23 protein-coding genes, 1 tRNA gene and 1 pseudogene are annotated in these 23,543 nt (G+C 54.7%); 18 read left to right on the forward strand and 7 right to left on the reverse strand.

Annotated features, from left to right (window positions below; all coding sequences use genetic code 11):
• Nucleotides 1-260: 260 nt before the first annotated feature.
• Nucleotides 261-623, forward strand: a complete 363-nt coding sequence (locus tag BP727_RS04580) for a hypothetical protein (protein ID WP_273278215.1) — start codon at nt 261-263, stop codon at nt 621-623.
• 26 nt (nt 624-649) lie between these two features.
• Here the strand turns inward: BP727_RS04580 and BP727_RS04585 are convergent, their stop codons facing one another.
• On the reverse strand, nt 650-1,111 hold the full coding sequence (locus tag BP727_RS04585) for a deoxycytidylate deaminase (protein WP_273278216.1): 462 nt from the start codon (nt 1,109-1,111) through the stop codon (nt 650-652).
• A 107-nt stretch (nt 1,112-1,218) separates the two neighbouring features.
• Between BP727_RS04585 and lysS the strand changes: the two genes are divergently transcribed.
• The 4 genes from lysS (at nt 1,219) to pyrE (ending at nt 4,611) form a co-directional block, all read left to right on the forward strand.
• A complete protein-coding gene (gene lysS / locus BP727_RS04590) occupies nt 1,219-2,718 on the forward strand; it encodes a lysine--tRNA ligase (RefSeq protein ID WP_286857601.1) in 1,500 nt (499 codons plus the stop codon).
• Between the two features lie 9 nt (nt 2,719-2,727).
• Nucleotides 2,728-3,165, forward strand: coding sequence for a nucleoside 2-deoxyribosyltransferase (locus BP727_RS04595; protein WP_013719565.1), 438 nt, complete (start codon nt 2,728-2,730; stop codon nt 3,163-3,165).
• The gene (locus BP727_RS04600; protein ID WP_286857602.1) at nt 3,162-3,956 is read left to right on the forward strand and encodes a metallophosphoesterase; all 795 of its coding nucleotides are present in this window, start codon (nt 3,162-3,164) and stop codon (nt 3,954-3,956) included. Before BP727_RS04595 ends, BP727_RS04600 begins: the two co-directional genes overlap by 4 nt.
• A 97-nt stretch (nt 3,957-4,053) precedes the next feature.
• The gene (pyrE, locus tag BP727_RS04605; RefSeq protein WP_273278221.1) at nt 4,054-4,611 is read left to right on the forward strand and encodes an orotate phosphoribosyltransferase; all 558 of its coding nucleotides are present in this window, start codon (nt 4,054-4,056) and stop codon (nt 4,609-4,611) included.
• Between the two features lie 119 nt (nt 4,612-4,730).
• Here pyrE and BP727_RS04610 read toward each other — a convergent pair whose 3' ends face one another.
• On the reverse strand, nt 4,731-5,342 hold the full coding sequence (locus BP727_RS04610; RefSeq protein WP_273278222.1) for a hypothetical protein: 612 nt from the start codon (nt 5,340-5,342) through the stop codon (nt 4,731-4,733).
• A 159-nt stretch (nt 5,343-5,501) separates the two neighbouring features.
• Here BP727_RS04610 and BP727_RS04615 point away from each other — a divergent pair, with 159 nt between their 5' ends.
• From BP727_RS04615 to BP727_RS04625, 3 genes are all read left to right on the forward strand, one after another.
• Nucleotides 5,502-6,728: a hypothetical protein gene (locus tag BP727_RS04615; protein ID WP_286857605.1), complete on the forward strand. Its 1,227-nt coding sequence runs from the start codon at nt 5,502-5,504 to the stop codon at nt 6,726-6,728.
• Nucleotides 6,729-6,744: 16 nt separating this feature from the next.
• Nucleotides 6,745-7,734, forward strand: a complete 990-nt coding sequence (locus BP727_RS04620; RefSeq protein WP_286857607.1) for a class I SAM-dependent methyltransferase — start codon at nt 6,745-6,747, stop codon at nt 7,732-7,734.
• Nucleotides 7,735-7,829: 95 nt separating this feature from the next.
• Nucleotides 7,830-7,902: transfer RNA gene (locus BP727_RS04625), tRNA-Gln, on the forward strand.
• Between the two features lie 15 nt (nt 7,903-7,917).
• On the opposite strand, the gene BP727_RS04630 is transcribed toward BP727_RS04625, so the two are convergent.
• A complete protein-coding gene (locus BP727_RS04630; RefSeq protein ID WP_013719571.1) occupies nt 7,918-8,244 on the reverse strand; it encodes a hypothetical protein in 327 nt (108 codons plus the stop codon).
• 260 nt (nt 8,245-8,504) lie between these two features.
• Between BP727_RS04630 and hsp20 the strand changes: the two genes are divergently transcribed.
• The 7 genes from hsp20 to pyrH all read left to right on the forward strand — a co-directional run bounded on the left by hsp20 (nt 8,505) and on the right by pyrH (nt 14,490).
• Entirely contained in the window at nt 8,505-9,092 is a 588-nt protein-coding gene (gene hsp20, locus BP727_RS04635; protein ID WP_048132188.1) for an archaeal heat shock protein Hsp20, read from the forward strand.
• A 251-nt stretch (nt 9,093-9,343) separates the two neighbouring features.
• Nucleotides 9,344-9,508 carry a hypothetical protein gene (locus tag BP727_RS04640; RefSeq protein ID WP_157863741.1) on the forward strand — a complete coding sequence of 55 codons (165 nt, stop codon included), beginning with the start codon at nt 9,344-9,346 and terminating at the stop codon, nt 9,506-9,508.
• A gap of 132 nt (nt 9,509-9,640) precedes the next feature.
• Complete coding sequence (gene glyS, locus BP727_RS04645; RefSeq protein WP_286857613.1) at nt 9,641-11,386, forward strand: glycine--tRNA ligase; 1,746 nt, start codon at nt 9,641-9,643, stop codon at nt 11,384-11,386.
• A gap of 21 nt (nt 11,387-11,407) precedes the next feature.
• A complete protein-coding gene (locus BP727_RS04650) occupies nt 11,408-12,073 on the forward strand; it encodes a diacylglycerol/polyprenol kinase family protein (RefSeq protein WP_273278230.1) in 666 nt (221 codons plus the stop codon).
• Nucleotides 12,074-12,188: 115 nt separating this feature from the next.
• Nucleotides 12,189-12,836: an adenylate kinase gene (locus tag BP727_RS04655; RefSeq protein ID WP_013719575.1), complete on the forward strand. Its 648-nt coding sequence runs from the start codon at nt 12,189-12,191 to the stop codon at nt 12,834-12,836.
• Nucleotides 12,837-12,948: 112 nt separating this feature from the next.
• A complete protein-coding gene (locus tag BP727_RS04660; RefSeq protein ID WP_273278231.1) occupies nt 12,949-13,668 on the forward strand; it encodes a hypothetical protein in 720 nt (239 codons plus the stop codon).
• Nucleotides 13,669-13,815: 147 nt separating this feature from the next.
• On the forward strand, nt 13,816-14,490 hold the full coding sequence (gene pyrH / locus BP727_RS04665; RefSeq protein ID WP_273271555.1) for a UMP kinase: 675 nt from the start codon (nt 13,816-13,818) through the stop codon (nt 14,488-14,490).
• On the opposite strand, the gene BP727_RS04670 is transcribed toward pyrH, so the two are convergent.
• The 3 genes from BP727_RS04670 to hisI all read right to left on the reverse strand — a co-directional run bounded on the left by BP727_RS04670 (nt 14,477) and on the right by hisI (nt 16,972).
• Nucleotides 14,477-15,364 (reverse strand): CBS domain-containing protein, encoded by an 888-nt coding sequence (locus BP727_RS04670; protein ID WP_013719578.1) that lies wholly within the window; start codon nt 15,362-15,364, stop codon nt 14,477-14,479. The two genes, pyrH and BP727_RS04670, sit on opposite strands and share 14 nt — an antisense overlap.
• Nucleotides 15,365-15,485: 121 nt before the next feature.
• Nucleotides 15,486-16,622 carry a radical SAM/SPASM domain-containing protein gene (locus BP727_RS04675; protein WP_273278233.1) on the reverse strand — a complete coding sequence of 379 codons (1,137 nt, stop codon included), beginning with the start codon at nt 16,620-16,622 and terminating at the stop codon, nt 15,486-15,488.
• Nucleotides 16,623-16,633: 11 nt separating this feature from the next.
• Nucleotides 16,634-16,972: a phosphoribosyl-AMP cyclohydrolase gene (gene hisI / locus BP727_RS04680; RefSeq protein WP_273278235.1), complete on the reverse strand. Its 339-nt coding sequence runs from the start codon at nt 16,970-16,972 to the stop codon at nt 16,634-16,636.
• Nucleotides 16,973-17,059: 87 nt separating this feature from the next.
• Between hisI and BP727_RS04685 the strand changes: the two genes are divergently transcribed.
• Nucleotides 17,060-18,229 carry an Nre family DNA repair protein gene (locus tag BP727_RS04685; RefSeq protein WP_286857620.1) on the forward strand — a complete coding sequence of 390 codons (1,170 nt, stop codon included), beginning with the start codon at nt 17,060-17,062 and terminating at the stop codon, nt 18,227-18,229.
• Between the two features lie 169 nt (nt 18,230-18,398).
• Here BP727_RS04685 and BP727_RS04690 read toward each other — a convergent pair whose 3' ends face one another.
• Entirely contained in the window at nt 18,399-21,038 is a 2,640-nt protein-coding gene (locus BP727_RS04690; protein ID WP_286857621.1) for a cation-translocating P-type ATPase, read from the reverse strand.
• Between the two features lie 405 nt (nt 21,039-21,443).
• Here BP727_RS04690 and BP727_RS04695 point away from each other — a divergent pair, with 405 nt between their 5' ends.
• Together BP727_RS04695 and pheT are read left to right on the forward strand one after the other, a co-directional pair.
• Nucleotides 21,444-22,952 (forward strand): phenylalanine--tRNA ligase subunit alpha, encoded by a 1,509-nt coding sequence (locus BP727_RS04695; RefSeq protein ID WP_273278238.1) that lies wholly within the window; start codon nt 21,444-21,446, stop codon nt 22,950-22,952.
• A gap of 10 nt (nt 22,953-22,962) precedes the next feature.
• Nucleotides 22,963-23,543, forward strand: a pseudogene (pheT, locus tag BP727_RS04700) (phenylalanine--tRNA ligase subunit beta); the annotation flags it as partial.

Genomic DNA, 23,543 nt, shown 5'->3' on the forward strand with positions numbered 1-23,543 from the left:
TGTGTCGGGTGTGAAGATTTAAGGTAGTCGGTGGGGGCGAATTGACCTTCTTTTTTTCCTATATCTAGCCCAATTGTTCTTAACGATTGCTATAGCTCCAGAACGCCGGAGAATGCTTCTAAAGGGCTCTGGAGATAACCCTGGGATTGTTGACCGATGGGCTTCGAACAGGCAGATTCAATGATGGGTTGGAACCCAGCAGCTCCAATATCCGAAGCGCAACTGATTTCCAAACTCCATGAATACCCCAATCTCATCCTGTGGATCGCGGGACATCGTCATCTCAATATCGTTACCGCACTAAAGTCCCGGATGCCGCCCGTCCTGAACTCGGCTTTTGGGAGGTTGAAACCGCATCATTAAGGGATTTCCCGCAGCAGCTGCGCACTTTCGAGATTGTACTCAACAGCGACAATACGGTTTCAATCTTTGTGACCGATGTTGATCCGGCAGTCCGAGAGGGGTCGCTCGCTGCAATATCGCGTTCTTATGCGGCAGCAACTCGGCAGATATTCAACATGACACCAGATCCAATGTCCACTGGTTCATACGATGCAGAGCTTGTCAAGCAATTGACTCCGGAAATGCAGGCAAAATTGTCAGTTGTGGGAGGTGGGATTTAGCTATCTGTTCTGATAGCTCCAATGCTTTATATCAAGACTTCTTCCTCCACCCTCACCACCTCAATTCCCGCCTGCTCGAGGAATTCCAGGGCCGTCTGGTCGGGGTAGCAGTGCAGGTAGACCACCTTGGCCACCCGGGCGTTGATCATCATCTTGGCGCAGAGGATGCAGGGCTGGTGGGTGCAGTAGAGCGTCGCTCCCTCGATGGAGATGCCGTGCATTGCCGCCTGGATGATGGCGTTCTGCTCGGCATGCACCGCCCGGCATAATTCGTGGCGGGTGCCGCTCTGGACACCTTCCCGGGCGCAACCCACCACATCGCAGTGCTCGAGACCCGCAGGCGCGCCGTTATACCCCGTGGTCAGGATCCTCTTATTCTTCACAAAGAGAGCTCCCACCTGGTTACGCAGACAGGTGGAGCGCTTGGCCACCACTATGGCTATCTCCATAAAGTACTCATCCAGGCCGGGACGTTCGATAGAGGGCATCAGCCTGGATAGCTGCCCTCTTGCTTAATAAGCTCTCTATGAGACTTCTGGCCCTCAGAGGATGACAACGGAAGCTTAATATCTCCTCCTTGCATCGATTGCGGAACATGTCTATTCACTGGGCTGATGTCATAGCCGAGAAGCTGGAAGGCTCTGGCCCCCATACCATCGCCACCGGCATTACCCCCTCCGGACCGGTTCACATCGGCAACATGCGCGAGGTCATGACCGCAGAGGCCGTCTATCGCGCTCTCCTGGACAGAGGGGTACAAGCGCGTCTGATCTACATCGCCGACACCTTCGACCGGCTGCGCCGGCTCTACCCCTTCCTGCCGGAGAGCTTCAATGAGCATATAGGCAAGCCCCTCTCCCAGATACCCTGCCCTGAGGGCTGCTGCGCCAGCTATGCCGACCATTTCCTCACTCCCTTCCTGAAGAGCATGAAAAGGCTCGGCATAAAACCGGAGGTCTACCGGGCAGATGTCCTCTACAAAGAGGGCAAATACAACGATGCCATCAAGACCGCCTTCTCCCGGAAGGACGACATAGCTCGCATACTGAAAGAGGTCAGTGGCCGCGCAGTCCCCGAGGGCTGGAGCCCGTTTGATGCCATCTGCAAGGTCTGCGGCCGGACGAACACCACTCACGTTACGGGATTCGACCTGGATGCCGAGACAGTGGACTATGTCTGCTCCTGCGGCAGCCAGGGCACTGTCTCCATGGCAGGCGGGGGAAAGCTGGTCTGGCGAGTGGACTGGCCGGCTCGCTGGCCCATATTCCGGGTGACTGTGGAGCCCTTCGGCAAAGATCATGCCACTGCGGGCGGCTCATACGATACCGGCAAGAGGATCAGCGAGGAGATCTATGGCTATCCCGCTCCTTTCCCCATGGTCTACGAATGGATCCACCTCAAGGGAGTGGGAGCCATGCACAGCTCCACCGGGATTGTAGTCACCATCCAGGAGATGCTGGACGTCGTCCCGCCCGAGGTCCTGCGTTACCTGATCATCCGGAACAAGCCGGAAAAGCACATCGAGTTTGACCCCGGCCTGCCGCTATTGAGCCTTGTGGACGAGTACGACCAGAGAAAAGGGGATGAGAGGGCCATCGAGCTCTCCAACGTCAGTAAGAGCGGCCCCTTCGAGATACCATTCAGGCATATGGTCACTGCCGTCCAGATCGCCCGGGGAGATGAGGAACAGCTCTTCGTCGCCCTGAAGAGATCCGGCTATGATGTCATATCCCGAAGGGAGGAGATCTTGGGCAGAGCAAGGAACGTGCAGGTCTGGCTGCAGAAGTATGCTCCCAAATATGTCAAGTTCCAGCTTCAGGAGACGCTTCCTGCTGCGGTAAACAACCTCTCCCCCGCCGAACGCCAGGCCTTGGGCCTGCTCGCCGGAAGGATAGAGGATAAGACCGCCGCCGAGATCCACGATCTGGTCTATGTCGTGGCCAAGGAGATGAACCTGGACTCCAAGAAGTTCTTCCAGGCGATATACCTGACATTCCTGGGAGACAGGCAGGGTCCGAAGGTGGGCTGGTTCCTGGCCAGCCTGGACAGGGATTTTGTCAGGTCTAGGCTAGCAGCGGCCGCTTCCCCTGCCTGAGGGAGAACGATGGCGGATATGGGCTGCCGGCATAAGATCTATCTCTCGGGTCCCCTTTTCTCCGCGGGCGAGATCGCCTGGGGAAGAGAGCTCTCTTCCTTTCTGCGCGAGAGGCTGGCAAATGCCGGCGTTCAGGTCATATGGCCCTATGAGCTATCAATAAATCAGTTGGAGCCGGAGGAGATCTTCGGGGAGAACCTGAGAGCTCTGGACCGCTGCGATCTGATGGTGGCCATCCTAGACGGGCCTTTAGTGGATGACGGCACTGCCTGGGAGATCGGCCGATTCTTCCTTCAGGGAAAAAAAGTTCTGGGAATAAGGACGGATATCAGAAAAGCGGGGGAGTCTGAACGATCCCGGGTCAACTTGATGATAGAATTCTCCTGCCTGAGCATATCCTCGAATATCGATGAGCTCTATTCCGAGCTAGAGAGGCAGCTGGATTGAGCGCTCCGGATTCTGACTCTCCTGCTTATTCCATTGCTCCAGTCTTTGGCGCCCCTCTCCTCCTGGCAGAGGGAAAGGAGCGGCTTCTCATTGCTTCCGACCTCCACCTGGGCCTGGAGCATGAGCTGTGGCTGGGAGGAGTATCCATTCCCAGCCAGACCAGAAAGATCCTCGCTCTCCTGAAAGGGTACCTGGACATGATTATGCCTGATAGGCTGCTGATTTTGGGGGACCTGAAGCACAATGTGCCCAAGACGAGCTGGCAGGAGAAGCGAGAGGTCCCTGATTTCCTCCGTCAGCTATCTGCCCAGGTGAGAGTGGATATAGTCTCGGGAAACCATGACAGCAACCTGGCGGACATGGCCCCCCTGGGGGTTAGAGTCCATCCCTCCACTGGAATTGTGCGGGAAGGCAGGGGCTACTTTCATGGTCATACCTGGCCGGAGGAAAAGGTCGTACGTTCTGGGTTTATGGTAGCGGCTCATCTTCACCCTGCAGTGCGGCTCAAGGATCCCCTGGGCAACTTCCAGACCCATCCAGTCTGGGCCAGAGCGCCCATACAAACGGAGGTGGTAGAGGAGCATTACGGTTTTGCCTCTTCTGGGGAGATCATCATCATGCCTGCCTTCAATCCTCTTTGTGGAGGACTGGCCCTCAATGAGCCGGCAGAGGATATGCGTGGTCCCCTCCTGGCGATGGCCAATATGGAGCACGCACGCCTCTATCTGCTGGATGGAACCGATCTAGGCCTCTTGGCGGAGATAAAGGCGGCTGGGGATTGGCCAATCTGACCCGCATGGATCGATTTGACCGGCATCTATCAATTCAGGACAGCAAGGATTATCACCTCTTCCTCAGCTATGCATTCAGAATAAGAGGGATTTGAAAGTGAATGATAGAGATCGACTCCTCGAGCTGCTGATTGAGAGATCGCTGGAGATAAGGCCGGTCACTCTCTCCTCGGGCAGGAAGAGCGACTACTACATGGACTGCAAAAGGGTCACATTGAGCCCGGAAGGGGCCTATCTTACCGCCAAGCTGATGCTGGAGCAGATCCATCCGCAGGTATCGGCCATCGGCGGGCTAACCTTGGGAGCAGACCCCATTGTCTCATCCATATCCGTCCTGAGCCATCTGCAAGGCAGAGGGCTGGCAGCGCTGATCGTGCGAAAGGAGCCCAAGAAGCACGGCACCATGAGCTATGTGGAAGGGCCGGCGCTGGAGAAGGGGTCAAAGGTAGCGGTGGTGGAGGATGTGGTAACCTCCGGAGCCTCACTATTAAGGGCCATTGACCGGATCGCCGCTGCCGGCTATGAGCCGGTTCAGGCACTGACCATACTCGACCGCGAGGAGGGCGGACGGGAGGTTATCGAAGAGCGCGGCTTCTCCCTGCAGGCGCTCTATGATCGCAGCGATCTGGGACTCGATAAGAAAAAGGCGGAATGATAAGAGATTTAAAGATTGGTTTGCTGGGATTCTGCCTTGGGATCAAGGCTTTTGGAGCATACAATCCGCGTTGTCTTCAGGGTCAGTGCTTCAAATCCTGGGGCTCTATTTCAGTGGCTTCAATTCTTATCTGCCTCAGGCATCTGATCCGGTGTCTGGTCCGGTAAATGAGGAGTATCCTCTGGGGGGGCATCGCCATTGCCATCCGGGATGATAGGCTCCCAAGTGCTCTGATTTGGCGGCATAGAATCGGGGGGATATGATTCAGATTCATTCATCCCCTGTGGACTATCCCCAAACAGAGGCCCCATGCCAGCGGGATCCATCTGGCCGGGTTGCGGCGTTGGCTGTCCTATTACTGTGAGAGGCGACTCCAGCCACAAATTCCTCCAGGTTCCCTCTTCGGAATACGATACATGAGAAGCTATAATATACGTGCCAGACTGAATTGCTCTTATGGGATAGCTGATGGGCGCTGTCATGCCAGGATATAGCTCTGCTGTCTGGCCTTGTGAATAGCTGGTCTCAATCCCCGGAGGAAGTCCGGGAGTGATTACCGCCTGAGTGGCATTATTGCCGTAATAGGTCAGCGTAACTGTAACCATTGCACTATCGCCCAAGTTCAACGATGGAGGGACGCTCTGGCCGGCCGTCAGCTGTGCCGTAGCCGGTCCCATTATCGCTCCAATCCCCAGGAGCAAAAGAACCCACACCAATCCCAAGTGTTTCATCGACTCCATATTTTTTCCGGCGAGATTTAAAGATAGCTGTCATACGAGATTTATATGAGATCTATTCACGGTATTGATCACGATTTCTATCTCTGGAGCGGAGAAATTCAATCTGGCCATACATAAAATACTTATTTGGATTGAAGATATGCATATCTAATGGACGTCTCTTTCTCTGCCTGGCGGCATTCGCGCGAAGAGAGCTTGCAGCTCAAAGGAGATAGCTTCTCCTTCCTCTTCGATAGGCGCTACACCAACAGGCTCAATCGAATGAGCCGGGTTTTCTTCGAGGCTTATGTCGTCGCCACCAAAGAGTTGGCTGCGCAGGAGGACCGCTTCCCCAGCTTAAGCGAGATCGATGCAAAGATGGAGAGCGGTGCCGTCTATGCATTCAAGGATCGCCTGATGAAGAACACCGAGTTCTTCGAGGAGGTCAAGATATCCGGCGTCTCTTACCTGGTTCCGCGCGCCCTCAAGTTCGTGGATTCCACGGGAACGTATACCGATCTGATTCTGAACTTCGATGAAGGGGCGGTGGTCCTCCCCACCCGCAGGAAGACCCCCTCTCTTGCCGAGCCGACGGTGCCCCCCACCGAGGAAGGGGAAGCTGCCTCCTTCGAGACGGAGGAGGATATAGAATTTTCAGCGGAACCCGAAGACAAAGCCGCACCTGAGCCCAGGCCGGAATCCTATTCCCGTCTATTCGAAAAGGCCGCGAATACAACCGCAACTGAGGATGAGGAAGCTGACTTGCCCGAACCTCCCGTCGCGAAGGCGGAAGAAGCCGCTCCTCCAAAGCCCTCTGCCACCGCCACCTTTGCCCCATCCTCGGGAAAAGAGCCACCATCGCTCCCTGCGAAAGGAAGAATGAGCAAAGAGATGATAGTAGCAGCTCTGGCTGGTTTGATCATGCTGATGGCGTTGGGAGGCTATATCTTATCCGGCGGCTTTCCCTCCAATTCATCAAGCAAGCCTCTGATTTTTGTTGATTATTCTGCCTATCTTATCAATTCCAGCAACGAAAGCTACCTGGGCTTTGACATAAGCAATCCTCAAGGGATGCCCAATCTAATTGAGATGAAGCTGCCCTCAAACATCGATGAGAGCATAAGCGCCAGGGGAGGAATCGTCACCATAGCTCATGGTACTGACACCCTGGTGAGGATGAACACCAGCACAGACGCCAGCGTGAAGATCTATCTGCTTAACAACTGGTCCCAGATCCCTCTGACCCTTAACTTTTCGGGCACTGAGGATTATGATACCAGCCTGCAGGTCCATAGCCAGGATTACCTTGTCACTCGCAAGAATGATACCCTGATCTTGAGCTTGAATCTGACTGGGGATGGCGTGAAGTTTGAGCAGAGCTACGCCGAAAAATCCTAGTCCGCCCCTTCTGGCGGTGAGGTCGAAGAGAGAGGATGTGCCAGCTACTCTGAAAATGGTCATAGCTCAAGGCTTCCTTGATCGCGGCCGCAAGGTGGTAGAGAAGGGCGGTTATGTGGAGATACCGGTCAGGTGCAACATCCCCGGTTTGCTTGTCATATCCCAGGATAGCCCCATTTACTATCGAAGGGCTCCAGATCTGGCAGAAGCTATGAATGATCAGCTGTTGCCAGAGGAGATGGAGCTTCTTCCTCGTGGATGGCATATCCAGGGGGATGTGATAGTGGTCAAGATCCATCCTCGCCTTGACTCTTACCAGGACCGCATAGCACAGGCCCTTTTGAACTTTTATCCTCGCTGTCATACAGTGTTGCGCGACTATGGCATAGAGGGCCCTTTCAGAGAGCCGGTGCGGGAGCTCATCGCAGGCACAAGAACGGAGACTGTGCATCGAGAGAATGGGGTCACTTTTCATCTTGATGCCAGGAAGGTGATGTTCTCAGCAGGCAATCTGAATGAGCGCATGCGCATGGGCAATCTCGGCCGGGGAGAGTACGTGGTGGACATGTTCGCTGGTATCGGCTATTTCTCTCTTCCCATGGCCGTCCATTCCCAGCCCAGGAAGGTCCTGGCCATTGAGCTGAACCCCAATGCTTACCACTACCTCTGTCTGAATATCAAAAAGAATGGGGTAGAGAAGATCGTGGAGCCCGTTCTGGGTGATTGCGCGAAAGTGACCCCCGAGGGGGTGGCTGATAGGGTGGTGATGGGCATGGTTCAGGTAACGGATCGATATCTACTGAAGGGGATCGGGGCTCTGCGCTCCGGCGGGGTGCTGCATTATCATCAGACTGTGCCCTCCTGGATGCACCCAAAAAGAGCGGTATGCGACATTGAGGAGGCAGCAAGAGCTTTAGGGAGGCGATCTGAGATTTTAGGCTGTATCCGGGTCAAGAAGTACTCTCCAGGAGTGGTTCACTCTGTGGTGGACGCCAGGATCAAATAGCCATTGAGAACGGCCATGCCGTTCGCAGTCGCTCACCAGGCTCAGAGGCAGCGGATCGATAGATTAATAACTACCTGTTGCAAGGTTAGTGGCGAAGCCCGGTAGTGTAGCGGTCAATCACAGGAGGCTCTGGACCTCCTTACCTAGGTTCGAATCCTGGCCGGGCTATTCTCTCGTCTTGAATTATGGCTCAATGCGATCTTTCTTCAGTTCATTGATGGCCTCTGGGGTGAGCCTGATCTCTGCCAGCTGGATTGCCCCCATGGAGGAGATCATTCTGGTCATCATCTCCGATATGCTCCTGCCCAGGTCTTCTTCTTTGCTGGAGAGGAACATAGATAATGCATAGCCAAGGTTATATGCCGTCCAGCTGGCATAGGTGAAGTGGACCATAAGGTCCTCCACCCTCCCCTCAATCCAGGGGCCATCCGATTCTGCGTAGATCACTCTGGACCGGATCTGATTCAAGCTCTGGATCTCCGCCTCAAACTGAACCAAGCCATAAACCATAAGAACTCACATCCTTTTTAAATAAAATACTCTGGCTGTATCTTCTTCATCCACCTGTTCCGGCCATTTGCTGCTTAATAGCTATTGTTATTAATCTCTCCTTCCTATTGAACATTGTTGTTCTTCCCCGGATGCTCGCGTGCTCAAAGGGGATGTGGCCTAAACCATGTATTAGCTGAGACGGGATGAGAAAGCAAAAATTTATATCCTATCACTATCCTATGGTTAGTATGCAAAAGTAATTGTGAGGTGAAATAGATATGTGGGACAAGAAATATCCATCTATATTCGATATATTTGAGAGTTTCACAAAGGGCTTCCCCTTCGAGAGAAAGGAGAGGTTCGAGGATGATTGGTTCAAAGAGCCCTTTGAGAGCATGATCCAGAGGTTCGAGGAATCCATGCCCTCGGAGTTCAATGAACTTGTTCGGGAGGAGAAGACTCCCTCTGGCGTATCTCGCCGCTATGGCCCCTTCGTTTATGGCTTCAGCTACACTGCAGAGCCGGGAAAGGAGCCCATATTCCAGGAGTTTGGCAACATCAAGCCCTCTCATCGGGGAATTGAGCCCAGCGAGGGCAGAGAGCCATTGGTCGACGTCATGAGCGAGAAGGACAAGTTCAAGGTATTCGTCGAGCTCCCAGGAGTTGAAAAGGAGAAGGTAAAGCTGGATGTAGCGGATGACAGCGTGGAGATCAAGACCGATGACGAGAAGAAGTTCTACAAAATGATATATCTGGACTCCACCATAGATCCGGATAGCGCCAAGGCCTCTTACAAGAACGGCATACTCACTCTGGAGCTGGATAAAAAGGAGAAGAGAAAAGGAAAAGAGGTGAAGATAGACTGAGGTGGATGAAAGAGGTCCACAATGGGCGGGACTATGTCGTCCTGCCCTGATTATTTTTCTTCGGCCCGTTCAGTGATCTGCCGCATATCGCGGAATCGATGATAATCAGCGAGTAATTTTACATATTATGCCTAGACAAGGGCAATATGAAACTCATATGATCTAAAATGAGGGGACAATGCTCTAATAGAAAGCCAATGTGAAAAACAATTACTTAAATCATTCCGTACCATGTGGATTACATGCAGCAGATGAGTGAGATTTGGGGTCAGGGGATTGAGCTTGGAGATGGGGGTCAAAAGGGCATACTTTTGGGCCTCAGCAGGATTATGCACGGCAAGTATGGGGATGTAATCCTCCTATGTACTGTTATGGCTGCCTTCGTTATGCTCCTGGCGTTCTCTGCCTCCTGCTAGATAGAGTGGCAAAAATCCAGACAAAGCAAAGGGATGATATCGGCCTATCCAGAGATATGCAAAACGCCCTCTTTTTTAATAACAAAGATTAAATCACCCCCGGTATTCTGAAACCATACCGAGGATTGGGAAATGGACAGGAATGAGTTGGTAAATGAGCTTGCCCGCAGGCGTGGCTTTCTCTGGCCCGCTTTCGAGCTCTATGGCGGAGCCGCGGGATTTTATGATTACGGCCCTCTGGGAGCACCCCTCAAGAGGCGCATTGAAGACATCTGGCGGCAGTACTTCGTAATTGCCGAAGGGTTTGCAGAGATCGAGGCCCCAACCATCGGGGTGGAGGGCATCTTCCAGGCTTCAGGCCATCTGAGCGGCTTTTCCGATCCCCTCACCGGATGCAAAGAATGCAAGGAGGTATACCGGGCGGATCACCTGATAAAGCATATCATAGAGGTTCCCGATGCCCTGACGAATGATGAGATCTATCGCTGCATGCAGGAGAATGAAATCACCTGCCCGGAGTGCGGCGGCGAGCTCTCCAGCGTCTATGAGTTCAATCTAATGTTCAAGACCATGATCGGCCCAGGAAACAAGATGACCGGCTACATGCGGCCGGAGACTGCCCAGGGGATGTTCATCAACTTCCCCCGGCTCCTGCGCTACTTCCGGGGGGCTCTTCCCTTCGCGGCAGTGCAGATCGGCAAGTCCTATCGAAATGAGATCTCCCCCCGCCAGGGAGTGATCAGATTGAGGGAGTTCACCCAGGCCGAGGCGGAGATCTTCATCGATCCCAGAGACAAGACCCATCCTAGATTCGATGAGGTCAAGGCAATCCGGATGAAGTTCTACTCCCAGGAGGCGCAGGAGAAGGGGGTGGAGGAGGAGATGAGCTTTGGCGAAGCGGTGGAGAGGGGAGTTGTCGCTCACCAGACCCTGGCCTATTATGTGGCCAGGACCTATCAGTACCTCCTGGCGGTGGGCATAGACCCGCAAAAGCTCCGCTTCCGACAGCACAAGTCCGATGAGATGGCCCATTATGCTGCTGACTGCTGGGATGCGGAGGTCCTTTTGGACCGTCTGGGCTGGATAGAGTTGGTGGGGGTGGCAGACAGGACCGACTATGACCTCAAAGCCCATACAACAGTCAGCAAGGTGAACCTCTCTGTCTTTGTGAACTATGACCAGCCGAAGAAGAGGAAGAAGACCGTGGTCAAGCCTGATTTCAAGGCTTTGGGGCCGATGTTCAAGTCGAAGGCCAAAGCGGTTGGAGAAGCCCTTCGCGCTCTGGCACCAGAGCAATTGGCCGGTGAGAAGATTCAGGTATATGTTGATGGGGGGACGATAGATATCGACCGAAGTCTGGTCTCCTTTGAGAGCGTGGAGGAGGAGGTGCGGGGAGAGGAGGTGGTGCCTCATGTGATAGAGCCCTCCTTTGGCATCGATCGGATACTCTATTCCATCCTGGATCACTCCTACTATGAGGATGAGATCGATGGAGAGAAGAGAGCGGTTCTCCGGTTCAAGCCTCAGGTTGCGCCAATTGAGGTGGCGGTTCTGCCCTTAATGGATAGAAGCGAGCTGGTCGGACCAGCAAAGAAGATCCTGGAGGAATTGCGTTCCCGGGGCATGCGAACTGACTATGACACCTCGGGGTCCATCGGAAGGCGCTACCGGCGCAATGATGAGATCGGGACCCCCTATGAGGTCACTATTGACTATGAGACCATTGAAGAGGGTACTGTCACCATCAGGGATAGGGATAGCATGAGCCAGGTCAGGGTTGCTCGCTGGCAGGTTGTCGACAAGTTGCAGGCCCTTCTCAATGGGGATCTTCTGTTCCAGGATGCTGGCGATCCGGTCCGTTCAGCAAAGAGTGATTGATTGGAAAAAGGCGAGTGGAAAATGGATATCTCGGGAAAGGAGCGTTCGGTGGGAGTCCTATCCCTGCCTGATATCGTCGCCGACTGGCAGAAAAAGCTAATAGGGGAGGCGAGAAGAAAGGCCATTCACCTCTCTGGCCTCTCTGTCCCTCTCTCTCTTCTGCTCTTGGGCAGGAGCTTTACCATCGCCTTTGTGGCCCTTGCTCTGGCTATCTCTCTGATTCTAGAGTGGCAGAGGCTGAAGGGAAAAATCCGCCTTCCAGAGGTGCGAGCCCAGGAGGAGCACAAGGTGGCCAGCTTCGTCTATTACATCACTGGCTGCCTCCTGTGCGTCGTTTTTCTTCCTAAGATGATAGCATTGAACGCCGTGCTGTTTCTCTCTTTGGGCGACACCATCAGCGGCCTCGCAGGATCGATTCTGGCCAACGCCGATGTGCGAGGCAGAAGGAAGATGTGGGGCTGCAAGTCCCTTCCGATCATGGCCGTCATGTTCTCCAGCTGTCTTCTGATCGGATATCTGGTCTCGGGCATCACCCAACTCTCCTTTCCGGTCTATCTGGCAGGAGCGGCTGCGGCAACGATTGCCGACGGCGTGGCAGTGATCATAAACGGCAATAGCCTTGATGATAACTTCTCCATACCGGTGTTCTCCGGCCTGGTGATGACCGGGGCGGCAGCATTTTTTTAGAGTTCCTCCTCATTTGGGGTCAATGGAAAAGGTTTTTTAGTCTGGGGATTGTACTCTTTCAGCGCTCAAAAGCAGCAAATAGCTGCTGGGTTATGGGAATAGGAGGATTGGATAAATGAATATTATACTGCTCGGCCCGCCGGGATCCGGCAAGGGCACACAGGCTAAGATGATTGCCGACAAGTACAAGGTCACCCACGTCTCTACCGGTGACATTCTGAGGGAGAACGTCCGCAGCGGCACCCCCCTGGGGGTTGAGGCCAAGAAGTTCATGGATGCAGGAAAGCTGGTTCCGGATGCCCTGTTGATCGATATCATCAAAGATCGCCTGGCTAAGGATGACGTTAAGGGCGGATGGATGCTGGACGGATTCCCCAGAACCATGCCCCAGGCGGAGGCTCTGGACAAAATTCTGCCCACTCTGGGCCAGAAGATCGATGTGGTCTTGAATATCGATGTTCCCGATGAGGAACTGGTCAAGAGGGTCACAGGAAGAAGGATGTGCAAGTGCGGCACCACCTATCACGTTCAGTTCAATCCGCCAAAGGTTGAAGGAAAGTGCGATGCCTGCGGAGCGGACCTCTACCAGAGGGCGGATGACAACGAGGAGACGGTCAAGCAGAGGCTGTCTGCCTATCACGCCCAGACCCAGCCCCTGATCGACTACTACAACAAGCGTGGCATTGTGGCCACGGTGCTTGGCGTGGGCGACATCAAGGCTATCTTCGGCGAGGTCGTCAAGGCACTGGACAAGAGGGCATAGAGCCTTCGATATCATTTTTTTAAAAATTTTTGGCCAATCCCTGTTAGGTTAAATTGACAACAGACTTAAATACTATCATGCTCATTAATAGTTATATATTGGAGGGAAAGGCATGATCGGCATTGTAAAAATTTCTTTGTTTTTTGCTTTGATGATATCGACGGCAGCAATCTATGCGGCACAGCCTTGGGACGACAGCAGCGGCTGGGGTGATGGCGGCTGGGTGGATGAAGGAGCCGGTAGTTGGGATGGCGACACAGAAAGCTGGGATGGCGGTTCAGGCGGTGGAGATGGTAATAGCGGATCGAGCAGCAATGATTACGGCGGAAGCGATTCCTGGGGGTCTCCAATTCCTGCAGAGATGACATCAAGTGATGAAGCCGTCTTCCCGAGCAGTATCTCAGAAAGCTCATCTACATTAATTGAAGAAGACTCTGCTCAATATGCCAAACGCGATATAGCATATTCAATGGCCGCGGGAGGTAGTAGTAGGAACATTTTCTGGATTGTCTCTCGAGATGGCAGCCAGAACTGGCGTTCAGTCAATATTCCATGCAATCGTTATGCCAGGTTGTCCTTTATACCTTCAGATTCCGGACAATTAATCATGGAGGAACTTTATCCGAACAATCAGGTCCGCACCTACTATTATGGAACTGTGGTAGCATTTAGGCAATATCGAGCCTGGTTCTTCGCCGATACATCAGGAACACATAGAATGAGATATAAGATAGATAACGGTCCTTATAGCGATACTCTGACCTTCTATGTGGGCAATTGTGGTGGAGGAGGCAGCGGTGGGATTTGCCCATGCTGTGGTCGCCCCTATTGAGAGGTGGATCATCCTCTCCATTCTTTAATTAAATGTGGGATATCGTTTTTATCCAAGAGCCTTCCTTTCAAGCGCTCTGGCAGATCCAGACAGCGAATTTTGTGCCCCAGCAACCTTTTTATCCCCTCCCGCCGCTAGCCCCTCCTCATGATACTTGTCTATTCCCTGGGAGGTTCAATCCTCGCCGGCCGCGATGCAAAAAGCCTGCAGGAGTACGCCGATGCCTTAAAAGAGCTAGCAAAAGCGCACCAGATCTACGTCGTGGTGGGCGGGGGCAGGATTGCCCGCGAGTACATCGAGAAGGCCCGCGATCTGGGCGCCTCAGAGATGTTCTGCGACCTCATCGGCATCGGGGCGACAAAGCTCAACTCCGCTCTGCTCATCGCTGCCCTCGGACGAGCTGCCCCCCAGGAGATCCCGGAGACCTATGCCCAGGCTGCTCGCCTGGCTAGCCCCGGCAGGATCGTGGTCATGGGCGGAGTGGCCCCGGGCCAGACCACAGACGCCGTAGCCGCCCTGCTGGCGGAGTATGTGGGCGCGGACCGGCTGATCATCGCCACCTCCGTAGACGGAGTCTACACCGCTGATCCGGAAAAAGATCCTAAAGCGGAGAGGATCGCCAGTATGACCCACGGAGAGCTGTCGAGAATGGCCGCCCAGACGGATATGAAAGCCGGCTCCCGCTCCCCTGTCGATCCCCTGGCGGCCAAGATCATAGAGCGAAGCCGGATTCCCACCACCATCGTCTTCGGAAAAAAAATCGAAAACCTGAAAAAAGGTGCCCTGGGGGGGCACAGTGGAACTGAGATCAGGCAGGAGTGAGGGTTTTGATCAGGTCCGCTGGGGAGACGAATCCCCAGAGGGTGCCGTCCTCTGAGACTACCAGCTGGCCAGAGCCGGTCTTGCCCAGCATCTTGATCGCCTCGTAGATGGTATCCTCGGAGTCGATGGTCAAAAATCCCCGGCTCATGAACTCTCTCGCTTCCTGATCCCCCTTTCCGTCCGCTATCGCCCGGACGATGTCCGTCTGGTTGACCATCCCCGGGGAGCTGTCCTCGACGAGTGCCTCCTGAACGCCGTTGTGCACCAGAATGCGCGCTGCCTCCTGCATGGAAGCTCCAGGGGGAATGCGCACTGCGCGACGGGCGATCTTCTTGATGGCCAACTTGGGCACGGATATCATCGCGTCCACGTGGATCATCAGCCGGCTCATGGTGTCATCCCTGCCCCGGACGGTGCCCCGAATGTAGAGCTTGTTGACGGGAGTGGGTCCCACTTCTACCTCATCGCCCACATTGAAGTCTCTGATGTTGCCGATGATTCGGATCACGCCATCGCATAGCTGAGTGTGCATCACCTTGTTGAATATGATCTCGCTGGCGGTGGTTCCCTCCATTAGCACGCCATTCCTGAGAACGGGTACGGTCACCACATCCCCCGTGGCCTCGACATTGAGCGCCTCATAGGCGGATCCTGTGGCCCTGTAGCCCCCCTTGGGGCCAGGCACCCCCTCCACCAGATTGAGGGCTTTCAGGGATTGCATCTGATTTCGGATGGTTCCCGGATTGCGGTCTATAAGCTCGGCGATCTCTTCGCCCTTAACTGCTCTTCCTTCAACACGATAGATGTTGATCAGCGCGGTTAGTATATCTCTTTGAACAGGTGTCAAATCCATGGTTAGATCAAGATTGTTCATGATTAATGTCCTATATAGATCTATTGATTGTAGGGGACTTATGAAAATTCCGTTTAATTTTAATCCTGCTCATGTTCCTCCTTGAACAGTTAAAATCTTGTTTAATGGCAGAAAAATTGTTTTATTTCCTCATAGGGCATATCTTCTTCCCTTTGTGCGGAAATCGTCCCATTCGCTGCCAGATTCTCTTCATCGGTTCTTTCATAATGTTGCCCCAGGACTCCGGGTAGCAGGAGCAGGGATAGACCTCTCCTGAGGGAGTTACATGCATCCAGCTTCTGGCCGCAAAGCAGCCAAAGCGTCGATAGGCGTCGGGAACGGAGAAGATCCTGGGCGCTCCCCTGGAGGAGACGAATTCCGCCAGATGGGCGTGCTCCGCAGAGGTCAGGGCCAGGCCCTCGCGACCGGACCAGCGGCCAGTGGATACCACCTCGAATAGTGTCAGCTCATGCGCTCCTGTGCTTCTGGCCAGCTGGTGAAACCTCTCCAGATGGCAGAGGTTTTCCCGGCGAACTACGACATAAAGGTCAACCAACAGTCCAGCCAGAAGGGCATTTTTCACCGCCTGCATCGCCTCGGAGAAGACGCCCTCCCTTCCCCGCATGGCATCGTGCTCCTCAGCCAGGGGGCTGTCCAGGCTGACATTGACCGCATAAAGGCCAGCATCTTTTAGCCGCTCTGCCAGGGAGAGGGTAAATCCCGCTCCAGAGGTGAAGAGGGTGGATATGGCTCTGTCGTCCACATGTCTCACCAGCTCCGGCAGTTCTCGATATAGGGTCGGCTCTCCCCCATCGAATATCACCAGGGAGGTTCCCATGTCCAGAACCTGGCTTATGAGGTCTTGGACTGCGTTCGGATCGAGGCACAGCCGGTTTCCGGAGTTGGGCAGGGCGCAATGCGAGCAGCGGTTAGGGCATTCCTCGGTGATGGAGATTGTCACCTGGTCCGGGGTGCGCAGGCCCATGAGAGCCCGGATGCGACTATTTGCCAGCCGGTCAAATGCTTTGCCTGGCAGGGGAGGAATCCAGGTTGATAGGGAGAGCTGCTCTGTTCCTGCCCGCACCGCCAGCTGGCCATCGAAAAGCTCCATGCTGGATCTGATAGCGGGCAAGCTGGCAAGTGGTCCTGTAACCCTGATCTTCACCCGATCCCCCTCCAGCCTGGCATCCGCCCGGACCAGAGGGCTGCGATAAAGGGGATAGGACCTGTCCGTGATGGTGTCGGAACTCGGTTCTGGATCGACCTGGGCGGGATTCATCCTCGCTTTCCTCAATAGACATCGTGGGGGTCAAAGACCTTCTCTCCCACCACCCGGCCATCAATGGTGCGATAAAAGCAGGATCTATAACCGGTATGGCAGGCACCGCCCTCCTGCTCGATCAGGAGCAGTATGGCGTCCTCATCGCAGTCCACTCTTATCTCCCTGACAAGCTGAAAGTGGCCGGATGACTCCCCTTTAAGCCAGAGCTTATTTCGCGATCTGGACCAGTAATGAGCCTTGCCGGTCTCTTGGGTCTTGGCCAGAGCCTCATCGTTCATATAGGCCAGCATCAGCACCTCTCCTGTCCTCCAGTCCTGGGCGATGGCCGGAATCAACCTCTCGTTCATACAGAAAAATTATAGCGGATATTTCCTATAAGGGCCTTGCCCAGAAAGAAGGGAAGACATTTTTCATATGAGAGTGAACGGAGAATTATGAGCTGCATCACCTGCAAGGGCCGGGGAGAGTGCGGCCAGCCGGTCTGCCCCATAGTCCGCCGGCTGGAGGAGCTGGTATCCCTCCCCAAGATCGGCAGTCGCATGGAGGGATTCACCCCACCGGAGGTCTTCGTGGGCCGATTCGGCTATCCCCTGGTCAGAGCTGGGCCCGTCCTCCCATCTGCCCGGGCCGAAGAGCTGCCTCATCTGGGGATGAACATGGATGAGATCATCTCTGCCCGCATGGGGATGGTCCGTTCCGAGACCAAGGTTCGGGTAATGGAGGCAGACGAGCCTGGAAGGCTTCTGGAGGCCTGCCAGCAGATCGCTATGTCCTCTGCCCCGGTGGGAGCGGAGGTCTCCTTCATCAAACCGCCCCGGAGAAGGCTGCAGTTCGATGGCGTCCTCTCCCCCACCGGTCCATCCGGGGAGTTGGCTAAGATGGAGATCACCACCAATCCCCTAATCCCCCGCAAGGTGGACCAGATCGTCCTGGACCGGGGTGCTCCGGCCGATGTGGCAATCGCGGAGCTTTACTCTGCAGGCATAGATATCGATCACCTCTCCCGACTTCTCTCCATAGGCTTGCTCGGCAATAAGAGGAGGCTAGTGCCCACCCGCTGGTCCATAACGGCATCTGACGACATGATCGGCAAGAGCCTGAAGGATGAGGTTCTTGATTTTCCCGAGGTTAAAGGCTACCATTTGTTCTCTGGGGAGGAACTGGGAAACCACTTTGAAGTCCTCCTTTCTCCCCGGCCTTTCAGCTTCGAGCTGATTGAGATCTGGCGGCCTCATTCCCTCTGGGCGGAGGAGGGATTTATAGGCCGGGACGGGGAGGACGCCCGTCCCAAAAAGGGCTACAGCCCTCTGGCCGGCGGTTACTATGCCGCTCGGCTCGCCGTGCTGGAGCATCTCTCTCGCTGGGGTCGGCAGGCAGGGGTGCTGGCGATAAGGGAGATCTCAGAGGACTACAGGATACCTCTAGGGGTCTGGGTGGTGAGGGAGGTGGCGCGAAAGGCGATGAGCTCAGATCCCACGCGCTTTGACGCCCTCTCCTCCGCTCGAGAGGTGATGGCTGGCCGGCTGCATACCCCTGAAGTCTCCTGGATCAAAAAGGCGGAGCTGTTGACAGGATCAACACAAAAGAGGCTGACCGAGTTCTAGATGAAAAGAATGCTGATCAAAGTATGTAATGAGGAGGGAGGCAAAAGTCAGGCTTTCGGGTGGGAAAGAAATGAGATTCGACCTTTGCCATTAGTTATATACGGCAATTGCCGAGATATAAATGTTTCGGTATTCAAATGATTTAGAAGGTGACGCCCGTTCAGGGCGTTCAGCTCAATCCAGAGAGGATCTTTTTCATCACCTCAGCTGCCAGGACCACCACCAGTCCGGTTATCAGGATCAGAATCCAGCTCTCGGATGTAAGCGGCCTGGTCTCGAATATGAACTGCATGAAGGGGATGTAGACCACCGCCAGTATGGCCAGAATTGAGGCTGCAATTCCTATGAGCAGGGTCTTGTTCCCCAGGGGATTCATCCTGAAGACGGACTCCTGCAAAGATCGGCTGCTGTAGGCATTGTAAACCGTGAAAAAGCCCAGGCCCACGAATGCCACCGTCCGGGCATAGCTCAGATCAGGATTCGATTGCAGGGTTATTATATACATCCCCAGGGTTCCAGCTACAATGGTGGCGGCAATTCCCAGGGTGTAGATCATCAGGGGCCGGGAGGGCATGGATTCTTTTGGATCACGGGGCTTCCTTTTCATGATATCGGAGTGAGAGGGCTCCAGGGCCAGGCCGATGGCGGGAAACTCCTCTGCCACCACATTGATCCACAGGATCTGGGCGGCCAGAAGGGGGAGGGGAAATCCCAGGGCAACGGCGAAGAAGATGGTGGCCAGCTCGGCAAAGCTGACCGAGAGCAGATAGGAGGTGCCTTTTCTGATATTGTCGAATATCCTCCTCCCCTCCTCGATGGCGCTGACGATGGTGGCGAAGTTGTCATCGGCGATGACCATATCCGAGGCCTCTTTGGTGACCTCGGTGCCCGTCCTGCCCATGGCTACGCCGATATCGGCAGCCGTCAGAGCAGGGGCGTCGTTCACTCCGTCTCCGGTCATGGCTACGATGTGGCCTCTTGCTTTCAGGGCCTCCACTATGCGGACCTTGTGCTCAGCGGTGACCCTGGCGAATACTGATACATCATCTATATGCTCACGCAGATCCTCGGAGCTCATCCGATCGAGCTGGACTCCTTCGATTACCTCTCCGTTTCCTATCCCCAATTCCCTTCCGATGGCCCTGGCGGTCAGGCGGTGATCTCCGGTGATCATGACCGTTCTTATGCCCGCCATCTTGCTGACTCTTATCGCCTCAGGAACCTCCTTTCTCGGTGGGTCCATCATGCCAGTCAGGCCGGCGAAGATCAGCCCGGACTCCATGCAATCCACTTCAACCGGGTCGTTGTTCGATATGGGCTTCCAGGCGAGGGCCAAAACCCGCAGGGCATTCTCTGCCATATCGTCTGCGTCTGCCAGGATCGATCTTCTATCCTCGTCCGTCAGGGTCTTCGTCCCATTGGGGGTCGTGGTCTTTGTGCAGTGGCTCAGCACCACCTCTGGAGCGCCTTTCATGGAGACGATATAGCCCTCTCTATGAACCTCGTCCACAGTGGTCATCCTCATGCGCTCGGAGTCAAAGGGATACTCAATGAACCTGCTGCTTCCATCTCTTGTCTTATCTAGAATCCCTGCTTTTTTGGCGGCCACGATAAGCGCTCCCTCCGTAGGATCGCCCACCACCCTCCAGCCGCCATTGGCCCTCTCTATGGCAGAGTTGTTGGCATGCACTCCAATCTTGAGAATCCTCGCCAGGTCCTCTTCTGTGGGCTCGAGCTTTGCTCCCTGGGATATGAACTGGCCGGATGGATCGTATCCTGCCCCCGTGACCTCGATCTTTCTGTAGGTGCGGATCTCACGAAGGGTCATCTCTCCTGTGGTCAGAGTACCGGTCTTATCGGTGCAGATCACCGTGGTCGAGCCCAGGGTCTCCACTTCGGGAAGCCTTCTGATGATGGCGTTCTTCTTTGCCATGGCCTGGGTTCCAAAGGCCAGGGCCAGTGTGACTATGAAGGGAAGGGCTTCAGGGATGCCGGCTACTGCCAGAGCGATGGAGGCGATGAGGGCATCTATGACCGGCAACCCCCGGCTGAACATGAGGATGAAGACGATCGCCGATATCACCATCACTAAAAAGGCCTGCCTTTTCGCCAGCTGCTGGAGCTTGATCTTGAGAGGCGGCTCGGCCTGCTCCTGCTTCATCAGGCCTGAGATCCTTCCTAGCTCTGTGCCGAGACCGGTGGCGGTGACTATTGCCCGACAGTTGCCCTGAGATATGATGGTCCCCATGAAGACCATATTCTTCCTGTCTGCCAGCGCCATATCCTCGGGCAGGGTCTGGACCAACTTTTCCACCGGCATGGACTCTCCGGTTAAAGAGGACTCGATGACCTGAAGGGAGGTCACCTCCAGGATGCGGCCGTCGGCTGGCACCTTATCCCCCGCCTCCAGGAAGACCACGTCCCCTGGAACAAGGTCTGCAGCAGGTATGGTGCTCATCTGACCGTCTCTGATCACATCCGCCTCTGGGGCCACCATCTCCCTCAGCGCCTCCATAGCCTTCTCTGCCTTGTACTCCTGGACGAAGCCGATGATGGCAACTAAAACGACGATCCCCAAGATGACATAGGCATTGGTGGTCTCTCCGGCGATAAAAGAGATGATAGCGGCAAAGATCAGCACCAGGACCATGTAGTCTTTGAACTTGCCTATGAATATTTTCAATGGTGAGGGTTTGGTAGGGCTTTCAAGCTGATTGGGGCCGTGCTGGGAGAGCCTTTCTTTTGCCTGCGTCGAGCTTATGCCTTTTTGGTCGGAATCCAGCTTGGATAAGACCTCTTCCGTTGTCATCGTGTGCCAGTTCACAGTTTTTCAGACCCCTATCGCATTGGGATAAAGTGGAGTCCGTCAATTGTAGAAATACTTAACGCTGATTCCTATGAAATTCTGAGGCTGTTCCCTTCAAGCCTGTTTCCATATAGGCCCTCTTCGATATCTGCAAATCATCTCTTGGCTCAAAACTTCTATTCATTTTGTCTTCCTTGATCGGATGTGCCGTTCGACAAGTTTATGTATCATCAGTCTAACCGAAAAAACGTGCCTCTGAATACAATACAGGTCCCAATTATCGATCATAGAACCATGCTCTCAGAGCAGAAGGGGCGTGCTTTGGGAGTCTATAGCCACACAGTCTTTTCTTTCTTTTAAGGGCAACTGGCAGTTGCCCCGAAAATCAATCAGAGCAGGGATGATACTATGCCATCAGATTTATCAGAAAACGAGTATCTTGTGCTGAAAGCGATATCAGAAGGACTTTCAGATCCAGGGAGCGTTGCCCACGAGCAGCAGATGAAGATCGAGACGGCCCGAGCGGCAGCCGATCTACTGGCAGAGCAGGGCCTGATCCAGGTGCATAAGTCAGTGGATGAGACTTTTTCCCTCACCGATGAGGGAGCTGCATATGCCAGGGAGGGCCTGCCAGAGAGAAGGCTCCTTCTATCTTTAGGAGGGGGTATGCCCATGTCCGAGATGAAGGACCCTGCCCTCAAGATCGGCCTGGGCTGGCTGCGTAAGAAGGGCTGGGCGACGATCGAAGGGGGATTGATCAAACCCCTAAAAGACGCTGACAAGGGCGAGGATGAGCTGATCCTGGAGGCTTTAAGAGATGGAGTCAGCTCCAATCCCAAATGGGACGAGAAGGCCCTCGCTGCTTTGAAAAGCCGGGGGCTTGTCACCTCCAGCAAGAGCAAAGAGTGGCGCTACATCATCACCGAATCCGGCCGCCTGGCAATAACAAAGCTCGAGCCAAAGCGTTCCGGCACAAAGAAAGAGGTACTGGATATGCCTGCTCTCACTGCTGAGATGATAAAATCGGGGGAGTGGCAGGATGATGTGGACGGTTTATATCTGGGCTACAGAGGCTCAGTCTATCGCCCTCGCCCCTATGACGTCTCTCTCCCTGCCGATCGGATTTTTCCGGGAAAAAGGCATCCCTACCAGCGACTGATCGATAACATGCGGGAGATCATGCTGGAGATGGGATTTGTCGAGATCAAGGGGCCGATCGTTCAGACCAGCTTCTGGAACTTCGATGCCCTCTTCCAGCCCCAGGACCATCCGGCCAGGGAGATGCAGGACACCTTCTATCTGAACAGCCAGGGGGATATCCCCGATTACGCCCGGATCAAAGAGATGCATGAATGTGGCGGCAGCGTAGGGTCTACCGGATGGGGAGGCTGCTGGAGCCCGGAGGTGGCCCAGCAGGAGGTATTGCGTACCCATACCACCGGAGTGACGATCAAATACCTGGCAGAGCATCCCCGGCCGCCGGTCAAGGCCTTCGGAATCGATCGGGTCTACCGGCGGGAGGCTATAGACTCCACCCATACCCCGGAGTTCGAGCAGCTTGAGGGAATAGTGATGGACGAGAGCGTGAGCTTCTGCCATCTCCTGGGCATCTTGAAGGAGTTTTATGGAAAGATGGGATTTGAGGAGGTGCGCTTCCGCCCGGGCTACTTCCCCTACACTGAGCCTTCAGTCGAGCCCGAGGTCTATATCGACGGCCTGGGATGGGTGGAGCTGGGTGGAGCAGGTGTTTTCAGAAAGGAGGTTACAGCCCCATTCGGCATCGATCATCCCGTTTTGGCCTGGGGCCTGGGAGTCTCCAGGGTGGCCATGCTAAGGCTGGGGCTGAAGGACCTCCGGCTGCTTTATCAATCGGATATCGAATGGCTACGCCAGACGCCGGTTTCCATCAAGCTGTGAGGAGTATACCATGCCCGTTGTCAGACTTTATTATCAGGATATGGAGAGGCTGATTGGCGCCTCTCGAGAGACGATCATGAGCAGGCTGGCCATGATGGGTGCAGACATAGGAAAGAGAGCGGAAGAGGAGTATGTGGATGTGGAGTTCTTCCCCGACCGGCCGGACCTCTATAGCTCGGAGGGGGTGGCCAGAGCGATGCAAGGATTCCTGGGGATCAAGACCGATCTAGTCAGCTACAGCGTCTCCCCCGGTCCTGTCGTCGTTCAGGTGGAGGAATCAATAAAATCGGTGCGCCCTCTGATCGGCTGTGCAGTGGTGCGGGGTCTCGAGTTCACCGATGAGGCCATCGAGTCCCTGATGGGGCTGCAAGAGGATCTGCACTGGGGCCTAGGCAGGAACCGGCGGAAGGTGGCCATAGGAGTGCACGACATATCCAGGGTACGGCCACCCTTCCGCTACTTCGGCGAGAGCCCTCAACGCAGGTTTGTCCCTCTGGACTATAGCGAGGAGATGACCATGGAGGAGATCCTGCATAATCACCCCAAAGGAAAGGATTACGGCCATATCCTGAAGGACTGTCCGGTCTATCC

It is taken from the genome of Methanosaeta sp. UBA356 (assembly GCF_002496465.1).
Taxonomy (GTDB): Archaea; Halobacteriota; Methanosarcinia; order Methanotrichales; family Methanotrichaceae; genus Methanothrix; species Methanothrix soehngenii.

Coding starts and splice junctions, on each gene's coding strand:
- BP727_RS04585 (WP_273278216.1), bottom strand. CDS start 1,111: ATGCCCTCTATCGAACGTCCCGGCCTGGATGAGTACTTTATGGAGATA.
- BP727_RS04595 (WP_013719565.1), top strand. CDS start 2,728: ATGGCGGATATGGGCTGCCGGCATAAGATCTATCTCTCGGGTCCCCTT.
- BP727_RS04640 (WP_157863741.1), top strand. CDS start 9,344: ATGAGTGAGATTTGGGGTCAGGGGATTGAGCTTGGAGATGGGGGTCAA.
- BP727_RS04670 (WP_013719578.1), bottom strand. CDS start 15,364: ATGAACAATCTTGATCTAACCATGGATTTGACACCTGTTCAAAGAGAT.
- BP727_RS04610 (WP_273278222.1), bottom strand. CDS start 5,342: ATGAAACACTTGGGATTGGTGTGGGTTCTTTTGCTCCTGGGGATTGGA.
- BP727_RS04685 (WP_286857620.1), top strand. CDS start 17,060: ATGAGCTGCATCACCTGCAAGGGCCGGGGAGAGTGCGGCCAGCCGGTC.
- lysS (WP_286857601.1), top strand. CDS start 1,219: ATGTCTATTCACTGGGCTGATGTCATAGCCGAGAAGCTGGAAGGCTCT.
- hisI (WP_273278235.1), bottom strand. CDS start 16,972: ATGAACGAGAGGTTGATTCCGGCCATCGCCCAGGACTGGAGGACAGGA.
- BP727_RS04695 (WP_273278238.1), top strand. CDS start 21,444: ATGCCATCAGATTTATCAGAAAACGAGTATCTTGTGCTGAAAGCGATA.
- glyS (WP_286857613.1), top strand. CDS start 9,641: ATGGACAGGAATGAGTTGGTAAATGAGCTTGCCCGCAGGCGTGGCTTT.
- BP727_RS04690 (WP_286857621.1), bottom strand. CDS start 21,038: ATGACAACGGAAGAGGTCTTATCCAAGCTGGATTCCGACCAAAAAGGC.
- BP727_RS04675 (WP_273278233.1), bottom strand. CDS start 16,622: ATGAATCCCGCCCAGGTCGATCCAGAACCGAGTTCCGACACCATCACG.
- BP727_RS04655 (WP_013719575.1), top strand. CDS start 12,189: ATGAATATTATACTGCTCGGCCCGCCGGGATCCGGCAAGGGCACACAG.
- BP727_RS04650 (WP_273278230.1), top strand. CDS start 11,408: ATGGATATCTCGGGAAAGGAGCGTTCGGTGGGAGTCCTATCCCTGCCT.
- pyrH (WP_273271555.1), top strand. CDS start 13,816: ATGATACTTGTCTATTCCCTGGGAGGTTCAATCCTCGCCGGCCGCGAT.
- BP727_RS04615 (WP_286857605.1), top strand. CDS start 5,502: ATGGACGTCTCTTTCTCTGCCTGGCGGCATTCGCGCGAAGAGAGCTTG.
- BP727_RS04630 (WP_013719571.1), bottom strand. CDS start 8,244: ATGGTTTATGGCTTGGTTCAGTTTGAGGCGGAGATCCAGAGCTTGAAT.
- BP727_RS04660 (WP_273278231.1), top strand. CDS start 12,949: ATGATCGGCATTGTAAAAATTTCTTTGTTTTTTGCTTTGATGATATCG.
- hsp20 (WP_048132188.1), top strand. CDS start 8,505: ATGTGGGACAAGAAATATCCATCTATATTCGATATATTTGAGAGTTTC.